At 67.9% G+C, this 15,594-nt stretch carries 24 protein-coding genes; 3 read left to right on the forward strand and 21 right to left on the reverse strand.

Annotated elements, in window-relative coordinates:
- Positions 1-24 precede the first annotated feature (24 nt).
- The 3 genes from EYW40_RS08055 to EYW40_RS08065 all read left to right on the forward strand — a co-directional run bounded on the left by EYW40_RS08055 (position 25) and on the right by EYW40_RS08065 (position 4,049).
- A complete protein-coding gene (locus EYW40_RS08055; protein WP_135821104.1) occupies positions 25-2,265 on the forward strand; it encodes an amino acid permease in 2,241 nt (746 codons plus the stop codon).
- Between the two features lie 102 nt (positions 2,266-2,367).
- Positions 2,368-2,562, forward strand: a complete 195-nt coding sequence (locus EYW40_RS08060; protein WP_202614481.1) for a DUF1328 domain-containing protein — start codon at positions 2,368-2,370, stop codon at positions 2,560-2,562.
- Between the two features lie 137 nt (positions 2,563-2,699).
- Positions 2,700-4,049, forward strand: a complete 1,350-nt coding sequence (locus tag EYW40_RS08065; RefSeq protein ID WP_135821105.1) for an MFS transporter — start codon at positions 2,700-2,702, stop codon at positions 4,047-4,049.
- A 198-nt stretch (positions 4,050-4,247) separates the two neighbouring features.
- Here the strand turns inward: EYW40_RS08065 and secY are convergent, their stop codons facing one another.
- Genes secY through EYW40_RS08170 form a run of 21 tightly spaced genes read right to left on the reverse strand, consistent with a single transcriptional unit; the run spans position 4,248 to position 15,592 of the window.
- Complete coding sequence (secY, locus tag EYW40_RS08070) at positions 4,248-5,687, reverse strand: preprotein translocase subunit SecY (protein WP_135821106.1); 1,440 nt, start codon at positions 5,685-5,687, stop codon at positions 4,248-4,250.
- A 3-nt stretch (positions 5,688-5,690) separates the two neighbouring features.
- On the reverse strand, positions 5,691-6,179 hold the full coding sequence (locus EYW40_RS08075; RefSeq protein WP_135821107.1) for an uL15m family ribosomal protein: 489 nt from the start codon (positions 6,177-6,179) through the stop codon (positions 5,691-5,693).
- 2 nt (positions 6,180-6,181) lie between these two features.
- The gene (gene rpmD, locus EYW40_RS08080; protein ID WP_135822040.1) at positions 6,182-6,646 is read right to left on the reverse strand and encodes a 50S ribosomal protein L30; all 465 of its coding nucleotides are present in this window, start codon (positions 6,644-6,646) and stop codon (positions 6,182-6,184) included.
- Positions 6,646-7,296, reverse strand: coding sequence for a 30S ribosomal protein S5 (locus EYW40_RS08085; RefSeq protein ID WP_135821108.1), 651 nt, complete (start codon positions 7,294-7,296; stop codon positions 6,646-6,648). Before EYW40_RS08085 ends, rpmD begins: the two co-directional genes overlap by 1 nt.
- Positions 7,293-7,844, reverse strand: coding sequence for a 50S ribosomal protein L18 (locus tag EYW40_RS08090; RefSeq protein ID WP_135821109.1), 552 nt, complete (start codon positions 7,842-7,844; stop codon positions 7,293-7,295). Before EYW40_RS08090 ends, EYW40_RS08085 begins: the two co-directional genes overlap by 4 nt.
- Positions 7,844-8,293 carry a 50S ribosomal protein L19e gene (locus EYW40_RS08095; RefSeq protein WP_135821110.1) on the reverse strand — a complete coding sequence of 150 codons (450 nt, stop codon included), beginning with the start codon at positions 8,291-8,293 and terminating at the stop codon, positions 7,844-7,846. The genes EYW40_RS08090 and EYW40_RS08095 overlap by 1 nt, the downstream gene beginning before the upstream one ends.
- A complete protein-coding gene (locus EYW40_RS08100; RefSeq protein ID WP_135821111.1) occupies positions 8,286-8,993 on the reverse strand; it encodes a 50S ribosomal protein L32e in 708 nt (235 codons plus the stop codon). The genes EYW40_RS08095 and EYW40_RS08100 overlap by 8 nt, the downstream gene beginning before the upstream one ends.
- Positions 8,994-9,530, reverse strand: a complete 537-nt coding sequence (locus tag EYW40_RS08105) for a 50S ribosomal protein L6 (RefSeq protein ID WP_135821112.1) — start codon at positions 9,528-9,530, stop codon at positions 8,994-8,996.
- 2 nt (positions 9,531-9,532) lie between these two features.
- The gene (locus tag EYW40_RS08110) at positions 9,533-9,925 is read right to left on the reverse strand and encodes a 30S ribosomal protein S8 (protein WP_135821113.1); all 393 of its coding nucleotides are present in this window, start codon (positions 9,923-9,925) and stop codon (positions 9,533-9,535) included.
- Between the two features lie 2 nt (positions 9,926-9,927).
- Complete coding sequence (locus EYW40_RS08115; RefSeq protein WP_135821114.1) at positions 9,928-10,110, reverse strand: 30S ribosomal protein S14; 183 nt, start codon at positions 10,108-10,110, stop codon at positions 9,928-9,930.
- Positions 10,107-10,634, reverse strand: a complete 528-nt coding sequence (locus tag EYW40_RS08120) for a 50S ribosomal protein L5 (protein WP_135821115.1) — start codon at positions 10,632-10,634, stop codon at positions 10,107-10,109. Before EYW40_RS08120 ends, EYW40_RS08115 begins: the two co-directional genes overlap by 4 nt.
- Positions 10,631-11,335, reverse strand: coding sequence for a 30S ribosomal protein S4e (locus EYW40_RS08125; RefSeq protein WP_135821116.1), 705 nt, complete (start codon positions 11,333-11,335; stop codon positions 10,631-10,633). The genes EYW40_RS08120 and EYW40_RS08125 overlap by 4 nt, the downstream gene beginning before the upstream one ends.
- Complete coding sequence (gene rplX, locus EYW40_RS08130) at positions 11,332-11,688, reverse strand: 50S ribosomal protein L24 (RefSeq protein WP_135821117.1); 357 nt, start codon at positions 11,686-11,688, stop codon at positions 11,332-11,334. The genes EYW40_RS08125 and rplX overlap by 4 nt, the downstream gene beginning before the upstream one ends.
- Complete coding sequence (locus EYW40_RS08135; protein ID WP_135821118.1) at positions 11,685-12,083, reverse strand: 50S ribosomal protein L14; 399 nt, start codon at positions 12,081-12,083, stop codon at positions 11,685-11,687. Before EYW40_RS08135 ends, rplX begins: the two co-directional genes overlap by 4 nt.
- Positions 12,083-12,418 (reverse strand): 30S ribosomal protein S17, encoded by a 336-nt coding sequence (locus tag EYW40_RS08140; RefSeq protein WP_121822474.1) that lies wholly within the window; start codon positions 12,416-12,418, stop codon positions 12,083-12,085. The genes EYW40_RS08135 and EYW40_RS08140 overlap by 1 nt, the downstream gene beginning before the upstream one ends.
- Positions 12,409-12,834 (reverse strand): ribonuclease P protein component 1, encoded by a 426-nt coding sequence (locus tag EYW40_RS08145; protein WP_135821119.1) that lies wholly within the window; start codon positions 12,832-12,834, stop codon positions 12,409-12,411. Before EYW40_RS08145 ends, EYW40_RS08140 begins: the two co-directional genes overlap by 10 nt.
- A 3-nt stretch (positions 12,835-12,837) precedes the next feature.
- Positions 12,838-13,044 carry a 50S ribosomal protein L29 gene (gene rpmC / locus EYW40_RS08150; RefSeq protein ID WP_135821120.1) on the reverse strand — a complete coding sequence of 69 codons (207 nt, stop codon included), beginning with the start codon at positions 13,042-13,044 and terminating at the stop codon, positions 12,838-12,840.
- Complete coding sequence (locus EYW40_RS08155) at positions 13,044-13,973, reverse strand: 30S ribosomal protein S3 (RefSeq protein WP_135821121.1); 930 nt, start codon at positions 13,971-13,973, stop codon at positions 13,044-13,046. Before EYW40_RS08155 ends, rpmC begins: the two co-directional genes overlap by 1 nt.
- Positions 13,973-14,437: a 50S ribosomal protein L22 gene (locus EYW40_RS08160; protein ID WP_135821122.1), complete on the reverse strand. Its 465-nt coding sequence runs from the start codon at positions 14,435-14,437 to the stop codon at positions 13,973-13,975. The genes EYW40_RS08155 and EYW40_RS08160 overlap by 1 nt, the downstream gene beginning before the upstream one ends.
- A gap of 7 nt (positions 14,438-14,444) precedes the next feature.
- Positions 14,445-14,870: a 30S ribosomal protein S19 gene (locus EYW40_RS08165; RefSeq protein WP_135821123.1), complete on the reverse strand. Its 426-nt coding sequence runs from the start codon at positions 14,868-14,870 to the stop codon at positions 14,445-14,447.
- On the reverse strand, positions 14,870-15,592 hold the full coding sequence (locus EYW40_RS08170; protein WP_135821124.1) for a 50S ribosomal protein L2: 723 nt from the start codon (positions 15,590-15,592) through the stop codon (positions 14,870-14,872). The genes EYW40_RS08165 and EYW40_RS08170 overlap by 1 nt, the downstream gene beginning before the upstream one ends.
- Positions 15,593-15,594: the final 2 nt, after the last annotated feature.

Genomic DNA, 15,594 nt, shown 5'->3' on the forward strand with positions numbered 1-15,594 from the left:
ACCACCTGGCGGAGGTGGCGGCGGATGAGCGACGAGGAACTAGCCAAGGACCTCGGTCCCCTCGCCGCGCTGACGATCGGCGTCGGCACGATGATCGGGGCGGGCATCTTCGTGTTGCCCGGCGAGGCGATCCTCAAGGCCGGCTCGCTCGCCTCCGTCGCGTTCGTCCTCGGCGGCGTCATCGCGATGTTCACCGCCCTCTCGGCCAGCGAACTCGGGACGGCGATGCCCAGGTCCGGCGGCGCGTACTACTACGTCAACCACGCGCTCGGGCCGCTCTTTGGCTCCGTCGCCGGGTGGGCCAACTGGCTCGGCCTCGCCTTCGCCAGCGCGTTCTACATGGTCGGGTTCGGGCGATACATCGCCCGTATCCTCGGGCTCGGCGGGAACGTCGGCGTCGGGCCGGCGTCGATATCCGTCGTCAAACTGATCGCGCTCGTCGGGGCCGCCTTCTTCGTCCTCATCAACTACGTCGGCGCGAAGGAGACGGGGCGGCTCCAGAACATCATCGTCGTCATCCTCGTCGCCATCCTGGCCGTGTTCACCTTCCTGGGGACGCTGCGTGCCGAACCCGGGAACCTCCCGCCGGCGACCGACGTCGTGACGACGCTCGAGACGACCGGCCTCATCTTCGTCTCGTATCTGGGGTTCGTCCAGATCACGAGCGTCGCCGAGGAGATCAAAGACCCCGGGCGGAACCTCCCCCGGGCGGTCATCGGCAGCGTCGTCATCGTGACCGTGGTGTACGCGCTGGTGCTTGTCGTAATGAGCGCCGCGGTGCCCCAGGGGTTCATCGCGGACGTGATCACCAGCAACCAGGAGAACCCCATCGCCGTCGTCGAGGTCGGCCAGTACATCCAGGGGGCGCTGATGGGCGGTGCCCTGCTGTTCGGCGGCCTGCTGGCGACGGCCTCCAGCGCGAACGCCTCCATCCTCGCCTCCTCCCGGATCAACTTCGCGATGGGCCGGGACAGCATCGTCACGCCCGCACTCAACGAGATCCACCCCCGATTTGGCACGCCGTACCGCGCCATCGGCATCACCGGCGGGCTCATCCTGCTTTTCATCGTCGTCGGCGACCTGACGCTGCTGTCGGGGGCCGCCTCCGGGCTCCACCTCATCATCTACGGGCTGTTGAACGCCGCGCTGCTGGTGATGCGCTACGTCGCGCCCGAGGAGTACACGCCCGACTTCACGGTGCCGCTGTTCCCGCTCTTGCCGATCCTCGGCGTCGTGTTCTCCTTTGCCCTGCTGGTGTTCGTCGCGGGCGACGCCCTGGTCCTCTCCTTCGGCATCGCCGCGGCGGCGGTGCTCTGGTACCTGTTGTACGCCCGGTCCCGGACGGAAAAGCAGGGGATCCTCTCCGAGTACATCCTCGAACGCTCCGACGAACTGCCGGACAGCGCGGTGTCGGCCGCGACGACCGTCCAGCCCGACGGGGGCACGTACCGCGTGATGGTGCCGCTCGCGAACCCGGAACACCAGCAGGAACTGATCACGCTCGCCAGCGCCGTCGCGAAGCAACGCGGCGGCGAGGTCCACGCGGTCCACATCGTTCAGGTGCCCGACCAGACCTCGCTGTCGTACGCGGAGGACCGCCTGGACGAGTTCGCCGCGGACCGCGACATCGTCGAGAGCGCACGCGAGAACGCCGAGACGTTCGGCGTCCCGGTCGAGACCCACACCGTCCTCTCACACCGCTCGTTCGAGGAGGTGTTCGACGCCGCGACGACGTACGACGTCGATCTGGTCGTGATGGGCTGGGGGCCACACTCCCACGACGGCCGCGCCGAGTCCCGACTCGACGAACTCACCCACGACATCCCCTGTGACTTCGTCGTGCTGAAGGACCGCGGCTTCGACGCCTCGCGGATCCTCGTCCCGACGGCCGGCGGGCCGAGTTCGGACCTCTCGGCCGAACTCGCCGCCCTGCTCCGGTCGGAGTTCGGGGCCGAGGTGTCGCTGCTCCACGCGGTCGGCGAGGACGAGACGCCCGAGGAGGCCGAGCGCTTCCTGGAGGGGTGGGCCGACGACCACGGCCTCGCCGACGCGAACCTGCTCGTCAGCGAGGCGGACGTGGAGACGGCCATCGGGGAGGCGGCCGCGGACCACACGATGTTGCTCATCGGCGCGACCGAACGTGGCCTGCTCTCCCGGCTCCTCCGGGGGTCGCTGGTGCTGGACGTCGTCGAGGACGTCGACTGCTCGGTCCTGCTGACCGAGACCTCGCGGGAGCGGTCGCTCCGGGAACGGTTGTTCGGCTGAGAGGCCTAATCCGGGGTTTCCCGAGCTAAGGCGGCTATAACAAAGGCCGTCACGCTGGTAGCCAGTCTGCATGCTCACAAGCGCCCGCGGTTCGGAGGGTGGATGGCGATGATCGACGCGTTCGTCGCCCCGCTGCAGCTCACTGGTGACTTTCTGCAGTGGGCGATCGTGTTTTTCGTCCTCGCAATCATCGCGGCCGTCGTCGGCGCACGCGGCGTCGCCGGGATCAGCATGGAGATCGCGCGGATCTTCATCGTCGTGTTCATCATCCTGGCTATCGTCACGCTGTTGCTGTGACGCGTGACGGCCGCCACGACGGCCGTTTCGGGGGATAGGGGTCGCGCGTAGCCGATAGCTCCCTGCGGGCGACGACAGCCACGGGGCCGCCGCAGGCGTGGAAAACCTTTCACCCCCTGCGGAAGAAGGGGCGACCGATGGCTACCGAAGACGACTCGGTCAGCGCCTTCGCCCCGTTCCGACGGTTCCTCTCGCTGGAACGCGACGTGCTCGTCCTCTCGCTGGCGATGTTCGCGTTCAGCCTCGGGTTCCAGATGACGAACCGCTTCCTGCCGGACTACATGGTTGCGCTCGGCGCGTCCGGGTTCGTCGTCGGCCTCTTCGGCACCGTCGGGAACGTCATCTCCGCGGTGTACCCGTACCCGGGCGGGGCCGTCTCCGACCGGATCGGGTCGCGGTACGCGCTGACGCTGTTCGGTCTCGTCTCCACCGTCGGCTTCGCGTTCTGGCTGGTCGCCCCGCAGATCGGGGTCGTCTCGGTCGCCGGGGTCGCGGTCGAGCCGTGGGTCTGGATCTTCGTCGGCCTGCTGCTGGCCCAGGCCTGGAAGTCCTTCGGGCTGGGGGCGACGTTCGCCGTCGTCAAGCAGGCGACCGACCCGTCGCGGCTGGCCGCGGGCTTTGCGAGCACCGAGACGTTCCGCCGGACCGCGTTCCTGATCGGCCCGGTCGCCGCCGCGGTGCTGATCGACCTGCACCCGGACTTCACGGTGAGCTTCCAGTACGTCCTCGCCGTCGCGGTCGTCTTCGGCGTCCTCGGGACGGCCGTCCAGCACGTCCTCTACGACGCCGGCTCCGACGCGATCGGCGACTCGTTCGAGGGCATCGACCGGATCAGGCAGGACCTGCGGGACATGCCGGACCCGCTCCGACCGCTGCTCGTCGGCGACACGCTCGTCCGCTTTGCCAACGGCATGGTGTACACCTTCTTCATCCTCGTCGTCACGCGCTTCTACGGGATCGGCCTCGACGCGACGCTCGCGGTCGGGGGGTTCTCGTACGCCGTCGACCTCTCCCCGCAGGCCTTCTTTGGCTACCTGCTCGGCGTCGAGATGCTCGTGGCGCTCCTGTCGATGATCCCCGCCGCGAAAGCCGCCGAGCGGGTCGGCCTCAAACCCGTCGTCGCGCTCGGGTTCGCCGTCTACGCCGTCTTCCCGGTCGTCCTGATCTACGCGCCGGCCGTCGCCACGCCGTACCTCTCGCCTGCCGGCGTCATGGTCGTCGTGTTCGCGTTCTCGGGGCTGCGCTTCGCGGGGCTGCCATCGCACAAGGCGCTCATCGTCGGCCCCGCCGACCGGGGCGCGGGCGGCCGCGTGACCGGGACGTACTACCTGCTCCGGAACGCCGTCGTCATCCCCAGCGCCGCGCTCGGGGGCTACCTCTGGGACTTCGTCAGCCCCGAGGTGGCTTTCACCCTCGCCGCCGCCATCGGCGCCGTCGGTACCGGCTACTTCCTCGCGTTCGGCGAGGAGTTCGAGGCGTACGCCTGACGGCAGGCCGGCGGTCGTCCGTGGCTGTCAGGATGCTACCGGGAACGCCCACCCCGCGTGCGACGGGGTCGGTACCGGCGTGCCGGCCTCGACCTCGGGCCGGATGTCAGATACCCGTCGCTACGCGGTCGGAAGTGGGAACTCGAACGTGCGGCGAAAACGGAAAGGTAACTGCCGAAGCGAGTCGCCGGCGGGCGATTAGCCGAACATCTGGCGCATCATCGGATGCATCTCCATGAGCTGCTCCTCGGCGATCTCCTCGTACAGCTTGTACGTGATGGAGACCGTCAGCAGCAGCCCGGTGCCGGAGACGCCGCCGATGGTGCCCAGCATGTTCGCCATCACGGCCAGCAGGCCGACCAGCGCGCCGCCGATGATGGTGACCTGCGGGATGTACCGCTCCATCACCTTCTCGATGACGCCGACGTTCTGTCGGAACCCGGGGATCTGCATCCCGGAGTTCTGGATCTGCTTTGCCGTCGCCTCCGGGCCCATGTCCGTCGTCTCGACCCAGAAGATGGCGAATATCGCGCCGCCGATGATCATGAAGCCCAGGTCGACGCCGATGCGTATCAGCACCTGCCACGTCTCCTGGGACACCGCGCCGGTCCACCACATCCAGTCGCTGCGGGACTGGATCGGGGCGACGTAGTAGAAGAACCCGCTGACCGGGCGACCGTCGGCGTACACGCCGAGCCAGTTCGGCATGCTGATCGTCGACGCGAGGATCCGCCCGAGGAACTGCAGGTTCGCCTGCAGGGCGCGGACGAGGATCATCGGCAGGACGCTCGCGTAGATGAGCTTCACGGGGAACCGGCCCCGGGCGCCCTTCACGCGGGCGTGGCTGAGCGGGATCTCGACCCGGACGCTCTCGGCGTACACGACGATGCCGAAGATGAGCAGCGTCGTGATGAGCGCGAGCAGGTCGCCGGGGCCGAGGAACAGCGCGTACATCCCCTGGCCGGCGATCGGCCCGATGCCGACCTCGCCGACGGCGATGCGGTACCACTGGATTATCAGCCCGTTGCCGCCGATGATACCGCCCATCAGCCGCTGGCTCACGCCGGCGATGATGAACAGGCCGATACCGCTGCCGACGCCCCACTTCGAGATGATCTCGTCCATGAACAGGATGAGGATCCCGCCCACGATGATCTGTCCGAAGATGACCCACTGGGTCGCCCCGGGGCCGAGCGTCGTACCGCCGAGCGAGATCGACCCCGCTGGCAGGAAGCTGCCGGCAAACACCATCGGCGCGGCGGTCAGGAGCGTCATCACGACCACCAGCAGCTTCTGGAGGCCCTGGTAGAGGACCTGGTCCCGCGGGTCGTCGGTGTCTAGCCCCAGCAGGTTCGCACCGCCGAGCAGTTGCAGGACGATGCTCGCGGTGACGATCGGCCCGATACCGACCTGCAGGACCGACCCCTGCGAGCCGGCCAGGATCGACCGGAACTGCTGGTAGATGTCACCGCTGCCGCCCGTGGCCAGCCCGTAGAGCTGTACGTTCGTGAGGAAGAAATACAGCACCAGCACGCCGGCCGTCCAGCCGAGCTTCCGCTTGAAGGGCACGTGCCCCTCCGGTCGCTCGACCGAGGGCATGCGCGTCAGGACCGGTTCGGCAGCCTCCTTCCATCCCATGTGTTATTCCTCGTCTTGGTCGCCCTGGGATACGTCTTCTGATTCGGCTTCCTCGGCGCGATCGCTTAGCACGGCGTCGCCGCCGGCCTCCTCGATGAGCTCGCGGGCGCTCGCCGAAAAGGCGTCCGCGACGACCGTCAGCTGGTTGCGCACCTGTCCGTTGCCCAGCACCTTCACCGCGTCGGCCTCGTAGCCGTCCTCGACGACCTCGCGGGCGTCGAGCTCGTAGCCGTCGCCGGTCTCCTCGGCGAGGCCCTCCGTCGCGTACACGACGGCGTCCTCGTCGAGCTTCTGGACGTCGACGGTCAGTACCTCGTCCTGGGCCGACTCGGGACGGGTGAACCCGTGTTTGCCGAGCGGTTCGTAGTTGTGGAACTCGTGTTTGGCGCGGCCGGCACGCCCGCGCCCGCCCCGGTGGCCGGCGCCGCGGCGGTTCTTGTGGCTACCGCCGCCGTGCGTGCGCGAACCGCGCTGTCGTCGTTTCTTGCTCATTGTTATCGCATCGCTGTGAGGAGGTCGTCTATCTCCTCGGTAGTGTGTTTGCCGAGCTGACCGCCCGCCGCGGTCGGCTGCTTGATTCCCTCGTGGCCCTTCCGCGGGGCGTGGAGCCGCAGCACCGGCGCGAGCCCCTCGTCGCGGAGCGTCGTCTCCTCGTCGACCAGCGCCGCGGCCAGCGCCGCGACGTCGTCGTAGTCGGTGTTGTCGGCCACCCACTCGTCGTCGACGTCGGCGTCGCCCTCCGCGGGCTCCGCGCGCCGACGCAGGAGCGTCTCGACGGTCTCCTGGCTGGGCTGGCCGTGGGCGACGTAGTCGTTGACCTTCGTCACCATCCCCTCGTAGGTCGGCTCCTCGGGCACCAGCGCGCAGTGGTTGACCGCGTGGATGTTGAGCATCTTCAGCGTGTCGTGGATGTCGTCGCTCATGTCGACCTCGCCGCGGACCTGCACGACCGCCTTCATCATTCGATCACCTCGCGCTGCTCGAAGGCGTGCTGGGGGACGCGGGCCTCGGCCGTGTTGCGAAGCGCGTTGAACGTCGCCTTCGCGAAGTTGACCGTGGTGCGCGTGTTCCCGGAGCTCCGGGTCCAGGCGTCCTCGATGCCGGCCAGTTCCAGCACCTTGCGGACCGTCTCACCGCCGGCCAGCCCCAGGCCGCGCGGCGCGGGCTGGAGCTCGACCTCGACGCTGCCGGCCTTGCCGCTGGAGCGCAGCGCGACCGTGTGGGGACGGCCACAGCCACACTCCCAGGACCCACAGCCCCGCGAGACGTTGATGATGTTCAGCTTCGCGATGCCGATGGCCTTCTGGATCGCCGCCCCGACCTGGTCGTCGCGCCCCTCGGCGTAGCCGACGAAGCCGTCGCGGTTGCCGATGGCGACGACACAGCGGAACTTCACCCGCCGGCCGGAGTCGGTCATCCGCTGGACCATGTTGATGTCCAGCACCTCGTCCTCCAGCCCCGGCAGGAGCTGGTCCGTGACTTCCGGCTCCTTCAGCGGGAGGCCGGAGTTGAGGGCGTCCTCCATCGTGTCGATCTCGCCCTCCTGTACTTTCTTGCCGAGCCGGGTGACGGGTTCCCAGCCGCCGTCGTTGTAGTCGTTGCTGCTCATAGCTCTTGGAGAGTTTCGCGCACTTCGTCGAAGTGCTCGGGCAGTTCCGTGGCGTCGAAGTCACCGCTGTAGAGCGGCTCGTCGAGCTGCTCCGCGTACTCGGCGATGTGCTCGCCGCGGTTCCGCGGCCACTCGGCCAGCACGTCCTCGTTGTGCGGGATCTCGAGGCCAGCGTCTATCGCACCTTCCTGAATGGCGAATACCTTGTTGCCGGGCGTCGCCGTGTTCAGGCCGATGTCGAGGACCGCCTCCTCGACGTCGGCGTCTATCGCGCGCTTCCCCGCGAGGAAGCCTGTCAGATACGCGGCGGGGAGGTTCCCGGTGGGGGCCTCCCAGCCGTGGTCCGCCAGGTCGCTGGAGTGTGCGCTCGCTATCGTTTCGTCACCGTCGGGGCCCGGAGTAACCAGCTGCGCCGTAGTGTGCTTGTTGCTCTTGCGAGCGACAAGCCGGGGTTTCCCGGATTTCAGCAGGCGCAACCTCTGATGGTAATCGGTCCGGACCTCGCGGCGGCGCCGCATCGGCACCTTGTATCGTGGTCCTGTCGCCATTAGTTGTCACCGTAGTGTTCGTCGATGTAGTTCAACAGGCGCTGGACGCTGCGGAACTCGCCGCCGCGGGACTTGTTGTACAGGTCCCGGTACTGCGAGGACGTGATCTCGCCCTCGGCGCGGAGTTCCTTCAGCTTGGCGCGCTGTGCACGGATCCGTTCCTGCCAGTCCTCCTTGGGGTCCTGCCGAGCGCCGGCCTTCCCGCGGCGGGAGCCGGGGCCGGTCTGGTGGCCGTAGGAGCGCTTCTGCTGGCGCTCGCGGGCGCGGCCACGCGAGTTGCCGGACTTCTCCTCGGCGCGGATGGTCCCCTGGTCGACGAGTTCGCGGATGTCCTCACGGGTGATCGCCTCCGCGATCTCACCCTGGGACTCGGGGTCGAACCAGACGCGGTTCTTCCCGACGTCCAGCACGTCGGCGGCGAGTCGCTTCTGTGCGGACAGGTCACTCATCGTCGGTCACCTCCACCTCGACGTACGTCGGGTTGAGCACGCGGATCCCCGCGTCCTCGGCCTCCTCCTCGATGCGCTCGCGCTTGCGAGCGCCGACCTTGGAGGCGATGCGAACCGCTTCGCGGTCGCCGTCGACGCCCTCGAGGTCGTCGACGTTGTGGACGCGGACCTCGTCGAAGCCGCTCGGGTGCTTGCCGCGCACCGCGGTCGGCGTCCGGAAGCCGGCCTGCACGGTGTCGCCCTTGCCCTTGATGCCCTTGCGCTGCTTGGACAGCTGGCCGCGGGGGCGTCGCCACGAGGTCGACACGCGCTTTTTCTTGTGGTGGTCCTGGCGGTTGAACTGCGGCTTGCCGACCTGCCGGCGCTCCGTGAGGAGACGCTCCTCGGCCTCGGAGAGGTCGGGCGTCTTCTCGGTGAGGCCGCGGGCCTGGAGCTCCGTCTCCACGTCCTCGTCGGCCTCCTCTTCCTCCTCGGTCTCGTCCTCGATCTCCGCCTCGGTCTCCTCGGTGACTTCGAGGTCGCCGACGTCGGCCTTGATGCGGGCCGCGAGCGCGTTGCCCACGCCCTCGGCCTGGGCGAGTTCGTCCTGGGTCGCCCCCTTGACGTCCTCGACCGTCTCGAAGCCGGCGTCGCGGAGGGCGTCGGCCTTGCTCGCGCCGACGCCGCTGATGTCCTCGAGTTCTTCGGGTTCGTCTGCCATTTACTGGGCACCTCCTTTCGGCTTCTCCGTGATGTACACGCCGTCCTGGAAGACGCGGTTGTCCTTGTCCGTGACGCGCGTGGTCTGTTCGATGTCCGCGGCGGTCTGGCCGACGGCCTCCTTGTCGGGGCCGCGCAGCGTCAGTTCCTCGTCGTCCACGTCGACCTCGGTGTCGCCGTGCACGGGCGTCCGGCGCGGTGCCTTCTCGCCGAGGAAGTTCTCGATGACGACCTCGTCGCCCTCGACTTCGACCTGCATCGGGAAGTGGGAGTAGAAGACTTCCATCTGATACTCCCAGCCCTCGGTGACGCCGTGGAACATGTTGGTGACGTGGCTCTCGAAGGTGCCAAGCGTCGACATGGTCTTGGCGTCGTCCTCGTCGCTCTCGATGACGACGACGTCGCCGTCGACGGAGACGGACACGTCGGGGTACCAGAGGCGTCGCGTGACGCTGCCCTCGGGCCCTTCGACGGTGAGGTCGAGGTGGTCGACCTCGGCGCTTACCTCGTCCGGGATCTGTAGTTCTGTTCGCGGCATTGTTAGTAGACGTATGCGATGACCTGGCCACCGACGCCCGCCTCGCGGGCCTCGTAGTGGCTCATGACGCCGTGGCTCGTCGTGACGATGAGCGTCCCGTAGTCGCGGGCGGGGAGGAACCGCTTCTCCCACTTCTCGAACTCGTCGGCACCCGCGGAGTAGCGGGGCTTGACGGGGCCACAGTCGTTGATGGCGCCTTTCAGTTCGACCTCGAACCGACCGGCCTTTCCGTCGTCGACGAACTCGAAGCCGTCGATGTACCCGCGGTCGTACAGGACCTCGAGCACGCTGCCGATCTCGTTCGAGGCGGGCTCTACCGTGTGTGTCAGATGCCCCACGCTCTCGGCGTTGTCGATGCCGGAGAGCGCGGTGCTGAATGGGTCGTTGCCTGCCATTGTTATCGGTACTTCTTGAAGCCCATGCTTCGAGCGACTTCGCGGAAGCACTGTCGGCAGAGCCAGATGTCGTACTTGCCGACGAGGCCCTGCTTGCGCCCGCAGCGCTGGCACTCCTCCAGCTGGTCGGTGCGCTTGCTCGCGTGCTCGCCCGTCGCCTGGGCGTCGTTTTCGCTTTCACTCATTGGTCAACCTCCACGCTGAACTCCGACTCGACGAACGCGACGGCGTCGTCGGCGTCGAGGCGGTGGTTCGACGGGATCGAGCGGGTGGCCTTGTCGCGCTTGGAGACGCGGTAGCCCGGACGCACCAGGTTGACGGTGACGTCCAGCCCGTAGATCCCGACGCTCGGGTCGTACTCCTGGCTCGGGAACTCCGTGTGTTCCTCGACGCCGAAGCTGAAGTTGCCGGTGTCGTCGAACTGCGACGCCGAGACGTCGGCGAACTCCAGGGCCGTCTCCAGGAACTCGTGGGCGTCGTCGCCGCGGAGGGTGACCTTCGCGCCGATCGGGTCACCCTGCCGGATCTCGAACTCCTGGTTCGTCGCCTTGGCCTGCGTGCGAACGCTCTCCTGACCGGCGACCTCCTCTAGGATCTCCTCGGCCTGGGCGAGCTCGCGGCCGCCCTCGCCGACGCCCATGTGGACGACGACCTTCTCGACGGTGGGACGACGCATCTCGTGGAACTCGGCCTCGTCGGCTTCGCTCATTCGTCGTCACCCCCGGTGAAGTTCTCGTCGATGACGACGACGTACTCCTCGACCGTCTCGAAGGAGCCGTCGTCGGTCTCGACGGAGACGTTGTTCGAGCCGCTGCCCGGCGTGACCTGAACCGTCTCGACCTCGCCGATCTCGCCGGCGTGCTGGCCGCGGACGGCGGTGACGAGCGCGCCCTCCTCGTACGGGAAGTGGGCGACGACCTCGCCGGTGTCGTTGTCGACGACGATGGAGTCGCCGCCGCTGTACTCGCTGCCGTCCTCGACGGTCAGGTTCCGACCGTCGTGGAGGTTCAGCTGGGTGTCCCCGCCGGGCACCTGACGCTTGTCCTCGATCTTGCCGAGCTTGGAGCCCGCGGCGTCCGCGTCGATGGGGGTCAGCGAGAGCCGACCGCCCTCGTCGGGGAACACGCGGTAGTACTCCTCGCGCTCGGTGAATGCGAGGATGTCGAACATCCCGATCGGGATGCTCTCGTCCGAGACGGCGTCGCCGTTGACCAGGACCGTATCCTGGTTGAGGGCGTAGCGCGCCTCCTTCTTCGAGTCGACGTAGCCGAGCACGTCCCGCAGGAGGATGACGAGCGGTACGCCGTCCTCGCCGTGGGGACCCGCGCCGGCGGCGGTCGTGAACGTCTCCGTCTTGCGTTCGACCGGCCAGGACTTGGGTACTGACAGTCGCTTCTGGTGTTTCGTCATTCGCTATCACCTTCCAGTCGCGCCTCGCGGCGCTCGTCTTCTAAGTCGAGCTCCGTCACGCGGAGGTTGCTCGCGTCGAGCGGCCGCGGCACTTCCTCGCCGTCGGCGGTCTCGACCGTGACGTCCTCGACGTGGACGACGCCGTCCTTGAGGTCGACCGCGACGACTTCGGCCTCTTCGCCGGCGAAGTCCCCGCGCATGACCTCGACCGTGTCGCCCTCGTTCACGCGAACGCGGCGGGTGTCGTACTCCTCGCGGAGCTGGTCGGACAGCGTCGCGTGGACCTGCTTGTGTCGCTCGTGGAGCGACGCCTCCGCGGTCTCGGTTCGCTGTTTGCGTGGTTGTCGTGTCATACTATCATCGTCGCGGTGCTCGCGATGCTTCCGAAGCGCTCCGCCACCTCGCGTGCGACGGGCCCCTTGATCTCGGTGCCGCGGGGCTCCTCGTTCTCGTCGATGATGACGGCCGCGTTGTCCTCGAACTTCACGCGGGTGCCGTCGGGGCGACGGATCGACTTGCGCTGGCGCACGACCACCGCTTCGAGCACCTGGCGACGCATCTCGGGCGTCCCCTTGGTGACCGAAACGGTGATCTTGTCGCCGACGCCGGCCTTCGGGTGTCGGTTCTTCGTCCCCGAGTAGCCGGCGACGGAAGTGACCTTCACCTGGCGTGCGCCCGTGTTGTCGGCACAGACCAGCAGGGAACCTTTCTCCAGGCCCTGGGTCACGTCAGCCTTCAGCGCTTCCATCAGTCGTCACCTCCCTCGTCGGGAACCCGCTCGACGACGACGTGGCTCTTCGTCTTCGATAGTGGTCGTGTCTCTGCGATACGGACCGTGTCGCCGACGTCCAGCTCCACGCACTCGGGTGCGTGGGCGGGAACGCGCGACCGTCGCTTCATGAAACGGTCGTATTTCGGCACGGTGACGTCGTACTCTCGCTCGACGACAACGGTCTTGTCCATGTCGGTGGAGGCTACCTCCCCTTCGAGCGTCTGCCCGCGCACGGAAAGCGACCCGTGGAACGGACAGTTCTCGTCGGAGCAGGCGTCCTCCGGTTCCGGTACGTTCAGTCCTAACGCCATAGTGAATCTCCTGTGTTCTCGCTTCGCTGTGCGGGTCGTGAGAGCAAACGTGTCCCATCCACCGTAACGTAGGCCACGCCCTCGCCGGACCCAGACTGACCGGGGCTTTCCCCGGCAGTTTCCGAGCCCAGTTTGGACGCGGTCCCCGCGTCCCTCTCGGGAGCGGCGGCTTCATCTGTAGCGTCGGCTCCGACGTCGAGCGCGAACTCGAACGTCGTGTCCCGCTTTGGCACCTGGCACACCCGAGGCTCCTCGCCGTCCGTCTCGGACGGGCGACACTCGACGTGCAGCGTCTGCATCGTCTCGATGACGACACGGCCCGCTATCCCGACCAGGTCGGGGTTCGGGGCGTCGACGACCTCCACGCGGAGGCCGTTGAGTTCGTGTCGTGGGAGCGTCTCGGGTGTCAGTGCCATCGGTTACTCGTGGTCGCCTTCTTCGGCCTGGATCGTCTTGATCCGGGCGATCGTCTTCCGCAGCTCGCTGATCCGGCCGGGGTCCTCGGGGGCACCGCCGGCCGCCTGCACCGCCTTCGCGTTGAGCAGTTCGGTCTCGAGCTCCTCGAGTTCGGCCTCGCGCTCGGCCGGCGTCATCTCGCGGATCTCCTCGGCGTAGAGGATCGCCATCAGGCGTCACCCCCTTCGTCGTCGTCCGCGGACTCGGCTTCCTCGTCCATCTCGTCGACCAGCTCCTCGGCCTCGGACTCGACTTCCTCGTCGAGTTCCTCGAGCTCCTCGGCGATGTCCTCCTCGTCGCCGCCGGGGACCTCGACGTCCTCGTCCTCGTCGAACTCGGCCGCCTCCGCGGCCTCCTCGACGACTTCCTCGTCGACGGTCTCCTCGGCGGCGTCGTCGGCGTCGGCTTCCTCGACGTCGGCCTCGCCTTCCTCCGGCTCGTCGAGCAGCGCCTCGACGCCCTCGTCGGCGTCGACGTCCTCGGGGATGAGCCCCGAGATGTCGGCGTCCTCCTCGATGCGGAAGTCGTCGGGGAGCTCGGCCTCCGGCGGGATGATCTTCACGTCCACGCCGATGGTGCCGAGCTTCATCACGGCGACGCCCTGCCCGTGGTCGACGATCGTCTCGGCGGGCTCGCCGTTGTGCTTGATGTAGCCGTCGTTGAACTTCTCGACGCGCGAGCGCGCGCCGGTGACCTTCCCGGAGAGGACGATCTCGGCGCCCAGCGCGCCGGCGTCCATGATGCGCTCCAGGGTGGTGTGGCCGGCCTTCCGGAAGTACCAGCCACGCTCCAGTGCGTTCGCCAGGCGGTCGGCGACGATCCGGGCGTTCAGGTCCGGCTCGTCGACCTCCTGGACGTCGATCTGGGGGTCCTCGAGGTTGAACCGCTCCTCTAAGGCCGTGGTGATCTTCCGGATGTTCTCGCCGCCCTTGCCGATGACCATCCCGGGCTTCTCGGCCTTGAGGACGATCTGGGTGCCCATCGGCGTCTTGGCGACGTCCATGCCGCCGTAGCCGGCACGGCCGAGTTCCTCCTCGAAGAACTCGTCGATCTGTGACCGCTGCAGGCCGTCTTCGATGAACTGGTGTTCGTCTGCCATTAGTCTTCAGCCTCCTCTTTCAGGATCAGTTCGACGTCGACCTCCGGCGTGTTCCACGCGGAGGCCCGGCCCATCGCCCGGGGCTTGCGGCCCTGGGACTCGCCGACCTTGTGGGCGGCGACGTGCTCGATGACCATCTCCTCGCCGTCGAACCCCTGGTGGTCGGCGTTGTTGACGGCGTTCTCGATCAGGTCGAGGAAGGCCTCGCTGGCCTTCTCGGGGAAGCGGCCGGCGTCCCAGCCGTCGATGTCGGAGCGGTGGCCCACGCCGCTGTTGTGGGACTTGAACGGCACCGACCGCTCGCCGTCGACGACCGCCTGGAGGTACTCCTCGGCCTCCGTGGCGGTCTTGCCCTTGATCTCGCGGGCGATGGCCTTGCTGTGCTTGTGGCTCATGTGACGCTCCCGGAGCATGGCTTTCGCCGTCTCGTCCGGGTCGGCGTCGACGCTGTAGTTGATTCCCATGGTTGTATCACTTCAGCGGGACGAACTTCGAGGAGCGCGTCGCCCCGATGCCGGCCTGGCCGTGCTCGACGGAGGTCCGTGTCAGCTGGAACTCGCCGAGGTAGTGGCCGATCATCTCCGGCTCGACCTGCACGCGCTCGAACTCCTGGCCGTTGTACACGGCGAACGTCTTGCCGACGAACTCCGGTACGATCGGCATGTCGCGCAGGTGCGTTCGGATCGGGTCGTTTGCGGTCTCCTCCTCGCCGGCCTCGCGGGCCTCGGCGAGCAGCTTCTCCTTCTCGACGGAGAGGCCGCGCTCGATACTTCGCCGCTGTCGGGCGGGGAGCAGTTCCGCGACGTCCTCCAGGCTCATGTCCTGCAGTTCGTCTAACGTGTGACCGCGGTAGGTGAACTCACCCTCGCGGCCGGTTCTGTACTCGGAATCGCTCATCAGTTGTCACCTCCACGGCCCGTGCGTCGGGACGAGATGTCGCCCACCTTGCGTCCCGGCGGAGCGTTGCGCGAGATGCTCTTCGGCTTGCCCGGGTGCTGGCGGCCGCCGCCGCCGAACGGGTGGTCGACGGCGTTCATGGCGACGCCACGAACGTTCGGCCACTTCGTGCCGCGGGCTTTCATCTTGTGGTACTTGTTGCCGGCCTTCACGTGGGGCTTCTCGGTGCGGCCGCCGCCGGCCACGACGCCGATGGTCGCCCGACACTCGGGGTCCAGGCGCTTGGACTGGCCGCTGGGCAACTGGACGACCGCGGCGTCGCGGTCGTGCGTGATGAGGTCGGCGCTCGTCCCGCTGGCGCGGGCGAACTTGCCGCCGTCGCCGGGCTGGCTCTCGACGTTGCTGACGGGGACCCCCTCGGGGATCTCCGCGAGCGGGAGCGTGTTGCCCGGCTTGATCTCGGCCGAGACGCCGACCTGGATCTCCTCGCCGACGCCGATGCCCTCGGCGACGAGGATCAGGCGGCGGTCGCCGTCCTCGAACTCGACGGCTGCGACCGGGGCGCTCCGGGCCGGGTCGTGCTCGATGTCGACGACCGTGCCGGAGATGACGTCGCTGTCCTCGGCCGTCTTGTGCGTCAGATCCGCCTTGTAGCGGTGCGAGGGGGCCCGGAACGTCGGGCCGCCGCGACCGCGTCGCTGTCCTTGAATCCTGCGTCCCATGG

It is taken from the genome of Halostella litorea (genome assembly GCF_004785955.1).
GTDB lineage: Archaea > Halobacteriota > Halobacteria > Halobacteriales > Natronoarchaeaceae > Halostella > Halostella litorea.

Excerpts from the sequence above, each read along its gene's own strand:
- EYW40_RS08085 (WP_135821108.1), bottom strand. The coding sequence starts at position 7,296 with ATGAGCAGCAACGACTACAACGACGGCGGCTGGGAACCCGTCACCCGG.
- EYW40_RS08140 (WP_121822474.1), bottom strand. The coding sequence starts at position 12,418 with ATGGCGTTAGGACTGAACGTACCGGAACCGGAGGACGCCTGCTCCGAC.
- EYW40_RS08165 (WP_135821123.1), bottom strand. The coding sequence starts at position 14,870 with ATGAGCGATTCCGAGTACAGAACCGGCCGCGAGGGTGAGTTCACCTAC.
- EYW40_RS08055 (WP_135821104.1), top strand. The coding sequence starts at position 25 with ATGAGCGACGAGGAACTAGCCAAGGACCTCGGTCCCCTCGCCGCGCTG.
- EYW40_RS08095 (WP_135821110.1), bottom strand. The coding sequence starts at position 8,293 with ATGAGTGACCTGTCCGCACAGAAGCGACTCGCCGCCGACGTGCTGGAC.
- EYW40_RS08135 (WP_135821118.1), bottom strand. The coding sequence starts at position 12,083 with ATGGAAGCGCTGAAGGCTGACGTGACCCAGGGCCTGGAGAAAGGTTCC.
- EYW40_RS08125 (WP_135821116.1), bottom strand. The coding sequence starts at position 11,335 with ATGACGAAACACCAGAAGCGACTGTCAGTACCCAAGTCCTGGCCGGTC.
- rpmC (WP_135821120.1), bottom strand. The coding sequence starts at position 13,044 with ATGGCGATCCTCTACGCCGAGGAGATCCGCGAGATGACGCCGGCCGAG.
- EYW40_RS08100 (WP_135821111.1), bottom strand. The coding sequence starts at position 8,993 with ATGGCAGACGAACCCGAAGAACTCGAGGACATCAGCGGCGTCGGCGCG.
- EYW40_RS08105 (WP_135821112.1), bottom strand. The coding sequence starts at position 9,530 with ATGCCGCGAACAGAACTACAGATCCCGGACGAGGTAAGCGCCGAGGTC.
- rplX (WP_135821117.1), bottom strand. The coding sequence starts at position 11,688 with ATGACACGACAACCACGCAAACAGCGAACCGAGACCGCGGAGGCGTCG.
- EYW40_RS08065 (WP_135821105.1), top strand. The coding sequence starts at position 2,700 with ATGGCTACCGAAGACGACTCGGTCAGCGCCTTCGCCCCGTTCCGACGG.
- EYW40_RS08160 (WP_135821122.1), bottom strand. The coding sequence starts at position 14,437 with ATGGGAATCAACTACAGCGTCGACGCCGACCCGGACGAGACGGCGAAA.
- secY (WP_135821106.1), bottom strand. The coding sequence starts at position 5,687 with ATGGGATGGAAGGAGGCTGCCGAACCGGTCCTGACGCGCATGCCCTCG.
- EYW40_RS08110 (WP_135821113.1), bottom strand. The coding sequence starts at position 9,925 with ATGGCAGGCAACGACCCATTCAGCACCGCGCTCTCCGGCATCGACAAC.
- EYW40_RS08115 (WP_135821114.1), bottom strand. The coding sequence starts at position 10,110 with ATGAGTGAAAGCGAAAACGACGCCCAGGCGACGGGCGAGCACGCGAGC.
- EYW40_RS08170 (WP_135821124.1), bottom strand. The coding sequence starts at position 15,592 with ATGGGACGCAGGATTCAAGGACAGCGACGCGGTCGCGGCGGCCCGACG.
- EYW40_RS08075 (WP_135821107.1), bottom strand. The coding sequence starts at position 6,179 with ATGAGCAAGAAACGACGACAGCGCGGTTCGCGCACGCACGGCGGCGGT.
- rpmD (WP_135822040.1), bottom strand. The coding sequence starts at position 6,646 with ATGAAGGCGGTCGTGCAGGTCCGCGGCGAGGTCGACATGAGCGACGAC.
- EYW40_RS08060 (WP_202614481.1), top strand. The coding sequence starts at position 2,368 with ATGGCGATGATCGACGCGTTCGTCGCCCCGCTGCAGCTCACTGGTGAC.
- EYW40_RS08090 (WP_135821109.1), bottom strand. The coding sequence starts at position 7,844 with ATGGCGACAGGACCACGATACAAGGTGCCGATGCGGCGCCGCCGCGAG.
- EYW40_RS08155 (WP_135821121.1), bottom strand. The coding sequence starts at position 13,973 with ATGGCAGACGAACACCAGTTCATCGAAGACGGCCTGCAGCGGTCACAG.
- EYW40_RS08120 (WP_135821115.1), bottom strand. The coding sequence starts at position 10,634 with ATGAGCGAAGCCGACGAGGCCGAGTTCCACGAGATGCGTCGTCCCACC.
- EYW40_RS08145 (WP_135821119.1), bottom strand. The coding sequence starts at position 12,834 with ATGGCACTGACACCCGAGACGCTCCCACGACACGAACTCAACGGCCTC.